Below are 13,090 nucleotides of genomic sequence, written 5' to 3'. Positions count from 1 at the left end.
TCCCCTTGACGCCCCTCCTCCCGCGCCGCACAAACGCGTCAAACCAAACATGCGTTTGAGGGAGACTTGGGCATGGCGGACATCCGCTTCGACGGCAAGGTGGCGATCGTGACGGGCGCCGGTGGCGGCCTTGGCCGGCAGCACGCCCTGGAGCTGGCGCGGCGCGGCGCCAAGGTCGTGGTCAACGACCTGGGCGGCAGCGTCGACGGCTCGGGCGGCTCGTCCGAGGCGGCCCAGAAGGTGGTCGCGGAGATCGAGGCGTTCGGCGGCGAAGCCATCGCCCACGGCGCTTCGGTGACGGATGACGCGGGCGTGGCGAACATGGTCCAGACGGCCATGGACAAGTGGGGCCGCATCGACATCCTGGTCGCCAACGCCGGCATCCTGCGCGACAAGACCCTGACCAAGATGGAGCTGGCCGACTTCGAGCTGGTCATGCAGGTGCACGTGTTCGGCACCTTCAAGCCGATCAAGGCGGTCTGGGACATCATGAAGGCCCAGAACTACGGCCGCATCGTCGTGACCACCTCGTCTTCGGGCATGTACGGCAACTTCGGCCAGAGCAACTACGGCGCGGCCAAGATGGCGGTGCTGGGCCTGATGAACACCCTCAAGCTCGAGGGCGCCAAGAACGACGTTAAGATCAACGCCATCAGCCCGGTTGCGGCCACCCGCATGACCGAGGGCCTGATGCCGCCGGAAGTGCTGGCCAAGCTGGCGCCGGAATATGTCACCCCGGGCGTCGTCTATCTGTGCTCGGAAGAGGCGCCCACCGGCGCGATCCTGACCGCCGGCGCCGGCGCCTTCGCCCTGTCGCGCATCTACGAGACCGAGGGCGTCTATCTGGGCGAGGACGGCCTGTCGGCCGAGGAGGTCCGCGACAACTGGGACAAGATCACCGCCGAGGACGGCCAGAAGGCCTACTTCAACGGCGGCGAGCAGGGCCAGAAGTTCTTCCGGAAGATGGCCGGCGGCTAAATTGGCATAAGCATTGCCGCTTTCTCACCAAGTCACGCGCGGATTTTTGACATAACGACGATTGATACGGGGCCTTCGCGGCCCCGTATCTTTATCAAAACTGACAAAATTCATGTTCTGGACAATTTATAGCAACGGTATTTGAACAGATGCGTTAAACGCGGCGCTCCTCGAGCGCCCAACAAGCGTTCGGCGAGCCTCTTCCCCCCCAAGAAGGTCGCACGTCAAAATGTCTCTCTCGCGTACCAGCCTCGCCGCCGGCGTCGCTCTGCTGGCGCTCGCCGCCGCGTCCCAGGCCTCCGCTTCGGCCTTCTACCTCCAGGAACAATCGGTTCGCGGCACCGGCCGCGCCTATTCGGGCGAAGTCGCCGACAAGGGCGTCGGCAGCCTGTGGTGGAACCCGGCTTCCATCGCCGGCATCCAGCGCAACGAAGGCTATATCGGCCTGAACATGATCCAGGTGGACTCCAAGGTCACCAACACCGGTTCGACCATCACCCGTCCGGTTCCGCCGGCAGGCCTGACCACCCCGATCGGCGGCGCCAACACCGCCTATGACCCAATCAACGACGGCATCGTGCCGAACGCGGGCGTCGCGTTCCGCGTCAACGACAAGCTGGCCTTCGGCGTCTCGGTCGCCGCGCCGTACAACTTCACCACCGAGTACAACGCCGACAGCTGGACGCGCTACGACGCCCTGAAGTCGCAACTGCGCACGGTCAATGTCGACGGCGTCGTCGCCTATCGCGTCAACGACATGATCGACCTGGGCGTGGGCGTCACCGCCCTCTACGCCGACGCCAAGCTGACCAACGCCCTGCCGAACATCTCGCCGCTGCAGGCCGATGGCTCGCAGTCGCTGAAGGGCGACGGCTGGGCCTATGGCTACACGGTGGGCGCGCAGATCCACCCGAGCAAGGCCCTGACCATCGGCGCCAGCTATCGCAGCAAGATCGACCAGAAGCTGGACGGCACCGTGACGGTCGGCGGCCTGCTGGCCCCGATCCCGGCCGCCAACAACTTCTCGGTCGACGGCCAGGCCAAGATCACACTGCCCTGGATCGCCAATGTCGGCGCCCGCTGGGCGGTGAACGACCAGTGGACCCTGAACGCCTCGGTCAGCCGCGTCGGCTGGAAAGAGTTTGACGCCATCCGCGTCACCTTCCCGGGCGGCGCCTCGACCAGCGTCCAGAACTACAAGAACGTCACCACCTACGCCGCCGGCGTCGACTACCAGGCCTCGCCGCGCCTGACCCTGCGGGCCGGCGTCCAGTACGACCCGACCCCGACGCCGGACGTCGGCCGCACCGCCCGCGTGCCGGACGGCGACCGCATGATGTACGCCGCCGGCGCCACCTGGGCCGCGACCGACAACATCAAGCTGGACGCCGCGATCAGCTACATCAGCTTCGATGACAGCAAGATCAACCGCACCGACGTGACGGCGACCAGCTCGACCGTCCGCCTGAATGGCGACGTCACCGGCTCGGCCGTTGTGCTGGCGACCGGCGCCCGCTTCAGCTTCTAAGGCTGACGCACCGCTGAAAAGAGAAGCCCGCCCGGAGCGATCCGGGCGGGCTTTTTCATGGCTGGTGGCTGACCGTCGCCCACAGCGTCTTCGCCGCTGCGACGAAAACCTCGGCCGCCTGACCCTTGGGTTCGGAAATCACCGCCGGAACGCCCTCGTCTCCGCCCAGGCGGACGGCGATCTCGATCGGCACGCGGCCCAGGAGCGGCACGCCCAGGCGCTCGGCCTCGGCGACGCCGCCGCCCTCGCCAAAGATCGGGATCGGCGCGCCGGTCGAGGGATCGGGGAAGAAGGCCATGTTCTCGATCAGGCCCAGGATCGGGGTGGCGGTCTTCTGGAACATCGAGGCCGCGCGGCGGGCGTCGATCAGGGCGATTTCCTGCGGCGTCGTGACCAGCACCACGCCGTCGATCCGCAGCTTCTGGACCAGGGTCAGCTGGACGTCGCCGGTGCCGGGCGGCAGGTCGACCACCAGCACGTCCAGCGGCTGGGCTTCCGAGCCCCAGGCCACGTCGTGGATCATCTGGCGGACGGCCGAAGAGGCCATGGGCCCGCGCCAGATCATCGCCTTGCCCTCGTCGACGATGAAGCCGATCGACATCAGCTTGACGCCGTGGGCTTCCAGCGGCTGCAGCTTCTCGTTCTCGAACAGCGGATCCCCATCGACGCCCATCATCTTGGGGGCGGAAGGGCCGTAGATGTCGGCGTCCAGCAGCCCCACGCGCAGGCCCATCCTGGCGAAGGCGACGGCGAGATTGGTCGAGACGGTGGACTTGCCCACCCCGCCCTTGCCCGAGGCCACGGCGATCACGTGGCGGACGTGGGCGGGCTTCTCGGCTTCCGGCGGCGGGACCACGCGAGCCTGCGGATCTTCGCTGATCTTGGCGCCCTTGCGCACCCGGGTCGCGCCCTCGACGGCCTGAGCGGTCAGCACGACCTGGGCCTGCTCCACGCCCGGCAGGGCGGCCAAGGCCTTCTCGGCGGCCTCGCGGACCGGGGCGTAGGCGGCGGCCTGGCTGGCCGGGACCTCCAGCATGAAGCCGGCGCGGCCGTTGCGGACCACCAGGCCCTGCACCAGGCCGGCGGCGACCAGACCCTGCCCGCTCGCCGGGTCGGCGATGCGGTCCAGCGCCACGCGAGCGTCGTCGAGGGTAGCGGTCACGGGCGAGGCCTCCGGTTGGGAGAGCCTGATATCCGCGCGACCGCCCGCCTTTACAAGTGCGTAGCGCCGCGTAACGCGTGACGACGTCCCGCCGTCGCGCCCGAGCGCTAGGCCGCCATCTCCTCGACCGACGCCTTCAGCAGGTCCAGCACGTGGTGCAGGCTGTCGGCGATGTGCACGCACTTGTCGTGCATCTCCTCGTTCGGGTCGAGGATGTCGGGAACCATCACCGTCATCATGCCGGCCGCGTGGGCGGCGCGGACGCCCGGGTGGCTGTCCTCCAGCGCCAGGCAGTGGGCAGGATCGACGCCGAGGCGCTCGGCGGCCAGCAGATAAGGATCCGGGTTCGGCTTGTGCCGGGTGACGTCCTGGTGGGCGACCACCGCGTTGAAACGGCGCAGCAGGTCGAAGCGGCCCAGATATTTTTCGACCGCGATCATGCCGTTCGAGGTGGCGATGCCGCGCGGCAGGCCCTGGTCGTCCAGATAGTCGAGGATTTCGATCACTCCGGCCTTCAGCCTGGTTTCGGCCGCCAGCAGGTCCTCGACATCCGCCCAGACCCGCTCGAAATAGGCCTGGACCGGAAATTCATCGCCATAGAGGTCGCGCAGCATGAGGCCGCACTCGGGCGTCGTCTTGCCCACCATGGCCGCGTAGGTCTCGCCGGTGAAGTGGACGCCAAAGACGGATCCGGCCTCGATCATGGCGGCGCGGTAGACAATCTCGGTGTCCAGCAGCAGGCCGTCCATGTCGAAGACGACGGCCTCCACGCGACGGGGAAAGCTCACTGATGGAACTCCTCGGTCCTGTAGCCCTGGAAGTAGAGCAAGGTGGTCAGGTCGGTATGGTCGACCTTGGCGTCCGCCTGGGCCGCCACGATCGGCTTGGCGCGATAGGCCACGCCCAGGCCCGCGGCCTCGATCATCGCCAGGTCGTTGGCGCCGTCGCCCACGGCCAGGGCGTCGGCCGGGGTCAGACCCAGAGCCGCCGTTTCCGCGTTGAGGGCGGCCAGCTTGGCTTCCTTGCCCAGGATCGGATCGCCGACGTGGCCGGTCAGCGCGCCGTTCAGCTCGATCAAGGTGTTGGCGCGGTTCAGGTGGAAGCCCGCGGCCTTCGCCACCCGGCTGGTGAAGAAGGTGAAGCCGCCCGAGACCAGGGCGCAGCGCGCGCCGTGCTTGGCCATGGTGCGGACCAGGATCTCCGCGCCGGGGTTCAGCCGGACCCGCTGGTCGTAGCAGCTCTGCAGCGCCTCGACGCCCAGACCCTTCAGCATGCCGACCCGCTCGCGCAGGGCGCCTTCGAAGGCCAGCTCGCCGCGCATGGCGCGCTCGGTGATCTCGGAGACCTGCGCCTTGACGCCGGCGAAGTCGGCCAGCTCGTCCAGGCACTCGACGTTGATGATTGTCGAGTCCATGTCGGCGATCAGCAGACGCTTTCTGCGGTTCGCGACGGGCTGGACCGCGAAGTCGACCGGCAGGTTCGCCAGGTCGGCCTTGAGCGACGGTAAGTCGCCGCTTTCGACGAAGAAGTCGGCGGCCAGCGGCCCCAAGTCCTCGCGACGGCTGGACAGCCTGGCTTCGACGCGCGAAACGGCTTGTGCATAGGCGTCGGGGTCTGCCCCCACGACGGTGAGGACGGTCGGAATGGTGGAGAGTTCGGACATCGCGCCCCGCATCTGGCTGATCGCGGGCCCGACCGCAAGCGGCAAGTCCGCCCACGCGCTGCAATTGGCCGAGTGGACCGGGGCCGAGATCGTCAACGCCGACTCCATGCAGATCTACGCGGGGCTGCGTGTGCTGACCGCGGGCCCGTCTCCAGAAGAGAAGACCAAGGCGCCGCATCACCTGTTCGAGGTGGCCGACGCCGCCGTCGGCTGGTCGGTCGGCCGCTGGCTGGAGGCGGCGACCACGGCGATCGCCGAGATCGAAGCGCGCGGCAATCCTGTCATCGTGGTCGGCGGCACTGGCCTCTATTTCCGCGCCCTGACCCATGGCCTGGCCGACGTGCCGCCCGTGCCCGAGACCCAGCGCGAGATCTCCGGCCTGCTCTACGCCGCCCGGGGCGAGGAAGCGTTTCGCGAGATTCTGAAGCCCCTCGACCCCGAGGCCGAGGCGCGCATCGAGGTCGGCGACCGCCAGCGGCTGGTCCGCGCCCACGCCGTGGCCGTGGCCACCGGCAAGTCTCTGACCTCGTGGCAGACCGACACCAAGCCGGCGCTGAAGCCTGGAACATGGGAGGGCCGCGTCCTCGATCCGCCCCGCGCCGAACTCTATGCCCGCTGCGATGCGCGCCTGTCGGCCATGGTCGAGCAAGGCGCCCTGGACGAGGTGCGGGCCATGGAGGCGCGAGGCCTGGATCCGTCCCTCCCCGCCCTCAAGGCCGTCGGCTATCGCGAGTTCGCCGCCCATCTGCGCGGCGAGACCACGCTGGAGCAGGCCCTCGACGCCGCCCGCCAGGAAACCCGCCGCTACGCCAAGCGCCAGCTGACCTGGTTCCGCAACCAGACGCCGGACTGGGAGCGCATAAGCGCTCCGTGATGGTCCCTACGAAAGAAGCATGATGTCCGACCTCCACGCCCTCGCCGAACGCGTCGCCGCGCTTCTGATCGCCCGAGGCGAGACGATCGCCATCGCCGAGTCTTCGGCCGGCGGTCTGATCTCGGCGGCGCTGCTGGCCGTGCCGGGGGCCTCGAAATTCTATGTCGGCGGGGCCGTCGTCTATACCGCTCGCGCTCGCCTTACCCTGATGGATATCCCGCAGAAGGCCATGGACGGCCTGCGCTCGGCCAGCGAGCCCTATGCGGTGATGCTGGCCCGCGTGGCCCGCAAGAACCTGAAGGCGACCTGGGCCCTGTCGGAAACTGGCGCGGCGGGTCCTGACGGCAACCGCTATGGCGATGCGCCGGGCCACTGCTGCATGGCCGTGGTCGGCGAAGAGGTGTCTGTCAGCACGACGGTGGAAACCGGCAGCGACCAGCGCGCCGCCAACATGCAAGCCTTCGCCGCGGCGGCGCTCGGGTTCCTGGCCCAGACGCTGGAAACGCTGGAAGCCTAGACCGTCCCGAACAGACTGTAGGCGAAGTCGTCCATCGCCTTCTGGGAAATGCTGGTGTTGTTGAGCAGCACGACGGTGGTCTGGTCATCGAAGCGGTGGCCCAGCACCGAGCGATAGCCGGCCGCCCGGCCCGTCTCCCAGGCGAAGACGCGCGGCATGCCGTCGGCGAACAGGCTCTTCACCCGACCGCCCAGGGCGTAATCCTGGTCCGGCCAGCCCACGGTCAGCAGCGCCTTCTTGCTGGCGGGCGCCAGGAAGCCGCCATCGAGGATCGCGTGCGCGGCCTTCAAGAGGTCGCCCGCCGTGCTGACATAGCCGCCGCTGGCGGCCATGAATGGGAAACGGTCATTGCGCTGTCGCGTCAGGGGCTCCAGCGTCCGATACGATACGGCCATGTTCGCCGGATCGGTCGGCGTGGTCCGGGTCAGACCCAGCGGCCCCAGCACCAGCTCGCTCATCGCCTGGGCGTAGGCCTCGCCCGTGACCGTCTCGATGATCGCGGTGATGAGGATCCAGTTGGTCAGAACATAGTCGAAGCGCGTCCCCGGCTCGAAGATCAGATCGCCCGAGCACCACAGCTTCACCGCCTCGGCGGTCGTGAAGGTCTTTTGGAACAGGTCGGGATCGGGATTGGCCTTGGTCCACGTCGCGAAGCCATTCGGCACGCCGCTGATGTTGGTCATCAGGTGGCGAAGCTTGACCTTGGTTCCGGTGTCGGCGCGGTAGTCGGGCAGCCAGGTCGAGATGGGCGCGTCCAGATCCAGCTTGCCCGCCTCGACCAGCTTCAGCAGCGCGGTCGAGGTTAGCCATTTGGAGATCGAGGCGATGACGTAGGGCGTGTCCAGCGCGGCCGGCTTCCTGGCTTCGATCTCGGCGAACCCGACCGTCCGGGCGTAAATCGGCTTGCCGGCCCGGCCGATCAGCACCACGCCCTGGAACGGCTGAGTTTTGAGGAACGCGTCGACCGCGCGGTCCGCCGCGCCGCCCGTAAGCACGCTGGCGCCCGCCTTTCCGACCAAACCGAGCGCCGCCGCGCCCGCCAGAAATTCACGCCGTCCGAACACCGATGCGCTCCTCCGTTGCAGGAGCGCCAACGTGGGAGGGAAAAACTGCCCATGTCACGTGAAACTACGGTAAGATCACGCCACCGAAAAAGGCACAACCTTGCGGCAAAGAGCGCCTTGACGCTCCAACGGGCGCATGTCATGACCCATTCCGTAGCTTTGGAGCAAGACTCGTGCGCAAAACCATGACCGTACTTATGGAGCGGCCGTTCGCGGGGTGACCTAGAAGTCACGTCGTAGCTCGGTCGCGCGCGCAAAGGTCCTTCGGGACCTTTTTTCTTTTCCGCTTCCCTCCAGTTCAGTTTCCCGCCCCTTCCCCACTCGGACCTCTCCCATGACCGCCCATCAAACCATCGAGAGCCAAGCTCCCGCCGACACCATCGATCGCGCCATGACCGGCGCCGAGATCGTGGTTCGCGGCCTCGTGGACCAGGGCGTCGAGGTTCTCTTCGGCTATCCGGGCGGCGCGGTCCTGCCGATCTATGACGCGCTGTTCCATGAACCGCGCCTGCAGCACATCCTGGTCCGGCACGAGCAGGGCGCGACCCACGCCGCCGAGGGCTACGCCCGCAGCTCGGGCAAGCCGGGCGTCGTTCTGGTCACCTCGGGCCCCGGCGCGACCAACGCCATCACCGGCATCATGGACGCCCTGATGGACTCGATCCCGATGGTCGTCATCACCGGCCAGGTTCCCACGCACCTGATCGGCACCGACGCTTTCCAGGAAGCCGACACCGTCGGCATGACGCGCTCGTGCACCAAGCACAACTACCTGGTCAAAGACGTCCGCGACCTGCCGCAGATCATCCACGAAGCCTTCAAGATCGCCACCACCGGCCGTCCGGGCCCAGTGCTGATCGACATTCCCAAGGACGTCCAGTTCGCCAAGGGCGAGTACTTCGGCCCGACCGAGATCAAGTCGACCCATGCCTATTCGCCGCGCACCAAGGCCGACGCCAGCCGCGTCGCCGAGGCCGTCAAGATGATCGCCGGCGCGCGCCGGCCGATCTTCTACACCGGCGGCGGGGTGATCAACGCCGGTCCCAGGGCCAGCGAGGCGCTGCGCGAGTTCCAGGCCCTGACCGGCGCCCCCGTCACCTCGACCCTGATGGGCCTGGGCGCCTTCCCGGCCGCCGATCCGGCGTGGCTGGGCATGCTGGGCATGCACGGCACGTTCGAGGCCAACAACGCCATGCACGACTGCGACGTCATGATCTGCGTCGGCGCTCGCTTCGACGACCGCGTCACCGGTCGCCTGGACGCCTTCTCGCCGGGATCGAAGAAGATCCACATCGACATCGATCCGTCGTCGATCAACAAGAACGTGCGCGTCGAACTGCCGATCGTCGGCGACGCGGCTTCGGTGCTGGAAGACCTGATCGCCGCCTGGAAGGCCGCGAACCTGCAGCCGAACAAGGTCGCCCTGACCGACTGGTGGGCCCAGATCGACCAGTGGCGCGCCCGCGAATGCCTGAAGTACCGGGCGTCCGACACGGTCATCAAGCCGCAGTACGCCATCCAGCGCCTGTACGAGCTGACCAAGGACAAGGACGTCTACATCACCACCGAGGTCGGCCAGCACCAGATGTGGGCGGCGCAGTTCTTCCGCTTCGAGGAACCGAACCGCTGGATGACCTCCGGCGGCCTGGGCACCATGGGCTACGGCCTGCCCGCCGCCCTGGGCGTGCAGCTGGCGCACCCGAACAGCCTGGTCGTCGATATCGCCGGCGAGGCCTCGATCCAGATGTGCATCCAGGAGCTGTCGACCGCGATCCAGTTCGACCTGCCGGTCAAGATCTTCATCCTGAACAATGAGTGGATGGGCATGGTCCGCCAGTGGCAGCAGCTGCTGCACGGCGAGCGCTACAGCCACTCCTATTCCGACAGCCTGCCCGACTTCGTGAAGCTGGCCGAGGCCTATGGCGCCCACGGCATCCGCTGCTCGGATCCGGCCGAGCTGGACGGCAAGATCCTGGAGATGATCAACAGCGACAAGGCGGTGATCTTCGACTGCCGCGTCGAGAAGCACGAGAACTGCCTGCCGATGATCCCCTCGGGCAAGGCCCATAACGAGATGATCATGGGCGAGGTCGAGGATATCGGCAACGTCATCGGCGAGGCCGGCGCGGGGCTGGTTTAAGGTACGGGACGGGTTAGAAACGACACATGACCAGCAACACCCAACCCGCCCCCGCCTCGGCCTACGACCTTAGCCCCACGGGCGAGCCGGAGCAGACCGCGACCTTCGCCCTGCTCGTCGACAACGAGCCTGGCGTGCTGCACCGCGTGGTCGGCCTGTTCGCCGCGCGGGGCTACAACATCGAGAGCCTCACGGTCGCCGAGACCGACCGCAAGGCCCACACCAGCCGCATCACCGTGGTGACCCGCGGCACGCGCCAGGTGCTGGACCAAATCGAGGCCCAGCTGAACAAGGTGGTCAACGTCCGCCGCGTTCACGACGTCACCCGCGACCCCAACGGCGTCGAGCGCGAGCTGGCCCTGGTCAAGGTGCGCGGGTCTGGCCCGGATCGCGTCGAGGCCCTGCGCATCGCCGAGATCTTCCGCGCCAAGCCGGTCGACACCACGCTGGAGAGCTTCGTGTTCGAGATTTCGGGCGCGCCGTCCAAGATCGACAAGTTCCTGGACCTGATGCGCCCCCTGGGCCTGGTGGAACTTTCCCGCACGGGCGTCCTTTCCATCGAGCGGGGCGTCGAAGGGATGTAGCGAATGAGCGGCCTGACTGGACTGATAGCGGGCCTGGCCCTCGCCATCCAGCAGGCCCCGCCGCCATCCGATCCGTCGACCTGGTGGTCGCCGGAGGTTCGACGCCCGACCGCCGAGCAGGATCCGCTCTACGCCCGCCGGCTAGGCAAGACCGAACAGGCCACCCCGATCAACAATGGCGTCGAGCCCCTGCTCTACCGCCTCTGGGGCCTGCAGCCGCTGCAGGGCCAGGTGCTGCGCAAGGGCGAGCTGATCCTTGAGGTCTGGGCCCGTCCGGCGGGCGATGTGCGGCAAGCCGTCGTCCGCCTGACTCTGCGCCGTGACGGCCGCGCCTTCGTCCAGGCGCGCGCCGGCCTGGGCTGTTGCACCCCGGAGATCGGCCGACGGGTCGACATCAACGCCGAATTGGCCGAGCCCCGGATCGCCGCGCTGAGAGCGGTCTCCGCCGATCCAGCCTGGAGCCAGCCGCGCGCCGTCATCGTGGACTATGGCGGCGGCGCGGTGTCGGCGGTCTGCGTCGACGGCGTCTCATGGGACGTGACCCTGGTCATCCCCGGCCAAGCCCGCCATCTGCGCCGCGCCTGCGACGACGCGGAGGTCGGTTCGATCGCCGGGATCCTATCGGCGGCGATCGGCGCGGCCGTTGGACGCGACCCACGCTTCGACGCCGTCCTGCCCCGAGGCGCCGACTTCTCGCGCCAGCAGCGGGCCTATGACGACCTGCTGGCGTCGGGAGGCCGATTGAGGTCGGACGCATCCGACCGGCCCCAGCCGCCCGCCGTCCCGCCTCCGCCGGACGACGAGCCGCCAGCGGACGTCAGCCGACCTTCAGGATCTTGAAGCGGTAGAGCAGCGCGCCGAGGATCGCCCCGATCGCGGGAGCCACGAAGAACAGCCACAGCTGCGCCAGCGCCTGCCCGCCAGCCAAGAGCGCCGGACCGAAACTGCGGGCCGGATTGACCGAGACGCCGGTGACCTGGATGCCGACGATATGGATCACCGCCAGGGCGATGCCGATCCCCAGGCCAGCGAAACCGGGCGCGGCGTCGGCTCCGGTCGCGCCGAGAATGACGATGACGAAAAGCGCCGTCATCACGACCTCGAAGACAAAGGCCGCGTGCAGCGGATAGGCCCCGAGATAACCCGCCCCCCAGCCGTTCTGGCCCAGATTGGTCGTGCTTCCCGCGATACAGGCGAGCACCGCCGCGCCCGCCAGGGCCCCGACAAACTGGGCGATCCAGTAGAGGACCATCTCCTTGGCGCCCATTCGACCCGCGACGAACGCCGCGAGACTGACCGCCGGATTGACGTGGCAGCCCGAGACCGGACCGATGCCATACGCCAGGGCGATGATGGCGAAACCGAAGGCCAGGGCGATGCCCAGCTGCCCGACGTGATCTCCCCCTAGAACCGCCGCGCCGCAGCCGAATAGAACCAAAGCAAATGTTCCGATGAATTCGGCAACAATTTTTGACATTTCAAGCCCTCCCGATCGAATTTCATAAAGTTCACTGCATGACGTGAACTAATATGCATCCTACCGGCGAGTCCAAGAATATCTATACTGCCTCTAAGCGCCAGCCATCGGCTCCGGCTGCTCCCGCAGGCGCGCCACGTCCCTCAGGGGCGGCGCGCCGAACAGGCGGGCGTACTCACGGCTGAATTGCGAGGGGCTGTCATAGCCGACCGTGTGGCCGGCCGTCGCCGCGTCCAGCCGCTGGACCAGGATCAGGCGGCGGGCCTCCTGCAGGCGGATCTGCTTCTGGTACTGCAGCGGCGACAGCGAGGTCACCGCCTTGAAGTGCTGGTGTAGGGCTGAGGCGCTCATCCGCGCCTCGTCGGCCACGGCTTCGATGCTGAAAGGCTGGTCGAAGTTGCGCTTGATCCAGCCAATGGCGCGGTTGACCTGGCGCAGGCGGCCGTCGCGGCGGGCGATCTGGGCCAGCCGCGGCCCCTGCGGCCCGGTCAGCAGGCGATAGAGCATCTCGCGCTCGATCAGCGGCGCCAGAATCGGGGCGTCCTCTGGACAATCCATCAGGCCGACCATCCGGCAGGCGGCGTCGAACAGCGCCGGCGTCATCGCCCCGGCCGACATGCCGCCGACCAGCGGCGCGGCGGCGTCCAGCCGCGCGGCCAGGCCGCACTCCATGATCATCTCGCTGATCAGGTTGGCGTCGAGCACGATGCGAAAGGCCAGATAGGGCTTCTCGGGCGAGGCCTCGATCACCTGACCGGCCACCGGCACGTCGATCGACGACAGGAAGAAGTTCACGTCGTCGTATTCGTGGACGGCGTCGCCGACCAGCACGCGCTTGCGCCCCTGAGCCAGCACGCAGAAGGACGGGTCGTGGACGGCGTGCATGGGCTCCGTCGGCGCGTGGACCCGGTAGAGATTGACCCTGGGGCAGCAGGTCTCGACCGGACCTTCATCCGGCGCGAATCGTTCAATCAGGGCGGCCAGGGCCTCGCGCGTACTCATGCATTTTCCCCTTTCCGAGCGAGGCTATTCGTACGCCTTGCACGATCCTCCGTCACGCGACGCCGTTCGGTTCTGGATTTTCGTGCAATCATGCCGGAGCA

Annotated in this window: 14 protein-coding genes; 8 read left to right on the top strand and 6 right to left on the bottom strand. The window is 67.7% G+C overall.

All coding sequences use genetic code 11. The features are described from left to right. The first annotated feature begins 72 nt into the window (after positions 1-72). Together EIK80_RS08115 and EIK80_RS08110 are read left to right on the top strand one after the other, a co-directional pair. A complete protein-coding gene (locus EIK80_RS08115) occupies positions 73-978 on the top strand; it encodes an SDR family NAD(P)-dependent oxidoreductase (protein ID WP_125156448.1) in 906 nt (301 codons plus the stop codon). Positions 979-1,207: 229 nt separating this feature from the next. Next, a complete protein-coding gene (locus tag EIK80_RS08110; protein WP_125156447.1) occupies positions 1,208-2,506 on the top strand; it encodes an outer membrane protein transport protein in 1,299 nt (432 codons plus the stop codon). A gap of 55 nt (positions 2,507-2,561) precedes the next feature. Here EIK80_RS08110 and EIK80_RS08105 read toward each other — a convergent pair whose 3' ends face one another. The 3 genes from EIK80_RS08105 to serB all read right to left on the bottom strand — a co-directional run bounded on the left by EIK80_RS08105 (position 2,562) and on the right by serB (position 5,331). After that, positions 2,562-3,668: an Mrp/NBP35 family ATP-binding protein gene (locus EIK80_RS08105; protein WP_125156446.1), complete on the bottom strand. Its 1,107-nt coding sequence runs from the start codon at positions 3,666-3,668 to the stop codon at positions 2,562-2,564. Between the two features lie 107 nt (positions 3,669-3,775). Further along, positions 3,776-4,456 (bottom strand): HAD family phosphatase, encoded by a 681-nt coding sequence (locus EIK80_RS08100; protein ID WP_125156445.1) that lies wholly within the window; start codon positions 4,454-4,456, stop codon positions 3,776-3,778. Further along, positions 4,453-5,331, bottom strand: coding sequence for a phosphoserine phosphatase SerB (serB, locus tag EIK80_RS08095; protein ID WP_199743413.1), 879 nt, complete (start codon positions 5,329-5,331; stop codon positions 4,453-4,455). The genes EIK80_RS08100 and serB overlap by 4 nt, the downstream gene beginning before the upstream one ends. Here serB and miaA point away from each other — a divergent pair. Continuing rightward, complete coding sequence (gene miaA, locus EIK80_RS08090) at positions 5,312-6,205, top strand: tRNA (adenosine(37)-N6)-dimethylallyltransferase MiaA (RefSeq protein WP_125156443.1); 894 nt, start codon at positions 5,312-5,314, stop codon at positions 6,203-6,205. The two genes, serB and miaA, sit on opposite strands and share 20 nt — an antisense overlap. Positions 6,206-6,227: 22 nt before the next feature. Further along, a complete protein-coding gene (locus EIK80_RS08085; RefSeq protein ID WP_125156651.1) occupies positions 6,228-6,722 on the top strand; it encodes a CinA family protein in 495 nt (164 codons plus the stop codon). Here the strand turns inward: EIK80_RS08085 and EIK80_RS08080 are convergent. Continuing rightward, the gene (locus tag EIK80_RS08080; protein ID WP_125156442.1) at positions 6,719-7,786 is read right to left on the bottom strand and encodes a serine hydrolase; all 1,068 of its coding nucleotides are present in this window, start codon (positions 7,784-7,786) and stop codon (positions 6,719-6,721) included. The two genes, EIK80_RS08085 and EIK80_RS08080, sit on opposite strands and share 4 nt — an antisense overlap. A 173-nt stretch (positions 7,787-7,959) precedes the next feature. On the opposite strand from EIK80_RS08080, the gene EIK80_RS26350 reads away from it, so the two are divergent. From EIK80_RS26350 to EIK80_RS08065, 4 genes are all read left to right on the top strand, one after another. Continuing rightward, positions 7,960-8,007 carry a hypothetical protein gene (locus tag EIK80_RS26350; RefSeq protein ID WP_175582080.1) on the top strand — a complete coding sequence of 16 codons (48 nt, stop codon included), beginning with the start codon at positions 7,960-7,962 and terminating at the stop codon, positions 8,005-8,007. A 113-nt stretch (positions 8,008-8,120) separates the two neighbouring features. Next, entirely contained in the window at positions 8,121-9,926 is a 1,806-nt protein-coding gene (locus EIK80_RS08075) for an acetolactate synthase 3 large subunit (RefSeq protein WP_125156441.1), read from the top strand. A 26-nt stretch (positions 9,927-9,952) separates the two neighbouring features. Further along, positions 9,953-10,510 carry an acetolactate synthase small subunit gene (gene ilvN, locus EIK80_RS08070; RefSeq protein ID WP_125156440.1) on the top strand — a complete coding sequence of 186 codons (558 nt, stop codon included), beginning with the start codon at positions 9,953-9,955 and terminating at the stop codon, positions 10,508-10,510. 3 nt (positions 10,511-10,513) lie between these two features. Then, a complete protein-coding gene (locus EIK80_RS08065) occupies positions 10,514-11,350 on the top strand; it encodes a hypothetical protein (protein WP_125156439.1) in 837 nt (278 codons plus the stop codon). On the opposite strand, the gene EIK80_RS08060 is transcribed toward EIK80_RS08065, so the two are convergent. Both EIK80_RS08060 and EIK80_RS08055 read right to left on the bottom strand, forming a co-directional pair. Continuing rightward, positions 11,328-11,987, bottom strand: coding sequence for an aquaporin (locus tag EIK80_RS08060; RefSeq protein ID WP_125156438.1), 660 nt, complete (start codon positions 11,985-11,987; stop codon positions 11,328-11,330). The genes EIK80_RS08065 and EIK80_RS08060 overlap by 23 nt on opposite strands. Before the next feature lie 93 nt (positions 11,988-12,080). Then, positions 12,081-12,989: an AraC family transcriptional regulator gene (locus tag EIK80_RS08055; RefSeq protein WP_125156437.1), complete on the bottom strand. Its 909-nt coding sequence runs from the start codon at positions 12,987-12,989 to the stop codon at positions 12,081-12,083. Between the last annotated feature and the right edge of the window lie 101 nt (positions 12,990-13,090).

Origin of the sequence: Caulobacter sp. 602-1, assembly GCF_003931565.1 — a bacterium.
Classification (GTDB): Bacteria; Pseudomonadota; Alphaproteobacteria; order Caulobacterales; family Caulobacteraceae; genus Caulobacter.
This window is presented reverse-complemented; position numbering and strand designations above follow the sequence as displayed.

Bases quoted from the DNA above. Each gene is read 5' to 3' on its own strand.
- EIK80_RS08065 (WP_125156439.1), top strand. From the start codon at position 10,514: ATGAGCGGCCTGACTGGACTGATAGCGGGCCTGGCCCTCGCCATCCAG.
- EIK80_RS08110 (WP_125156447.1), top strand. From the start codon at position 1,208: ATGTCTCTCTCGCGTACCAGCCTCGCCGCCGGCGTCGCTCTGCTGGCG.
- EIK80_RS08115 (WP_125156448.1), top strand. From the start codon at position 73: ATGGCGGACATCCGCTTCGACGGCAAGGTGGCGATCGTGACGGGCGCC.
- miaA (WP_125156443.1), top strand. From the start codon at position 5,312: ATGGTGGAGAGTTCGGACATCGCGCCCCGCATCTGGCTGATCGCGGGC.
- EIK80_RS08075 (WP_125156441.1), top strand. From the start codon at position 8,121: ATGACCGCCCATCAAACCATCGAGAGCCAAGCTCCCGCCGACACCATC.
- EIK80_RS08085 (WP_125156651.1), top strand. From the start codon at position 6,228: ATGTCCGACCTCCACGCCCTCGCCGAACGCGTCGCCGCGCTTCTGATC.
- EIK80_RS08055 (WP_125156437.1), bottom strand. From the start codon at position 12,989: ATGAGTACGCGCGAGGCCCTGGCCGCCCTGATTGAACGATTCGCGCCG.
- serB (WP_199743413.1), bottom strand. From the start codon at position 5,331: ATGTCCGAACTCTCCACCATTCCGACCGTCCTCACCGTCGTGGGGGCA.
- EIK80_RS08060 (WP_125156438.1), bottom strand. From the start codon at position 11,987: ATGTCAAAAATTGTTGCCGAATTCATCGGAACATTTGCTTTGGTTCTA.
- ilvN (WP_125156440.1), top strand. From the start codon at position 9,953: ATGACCAGCAACACCCAACCCGCCCCCGCCTCGGCCTACGACCTTAGC.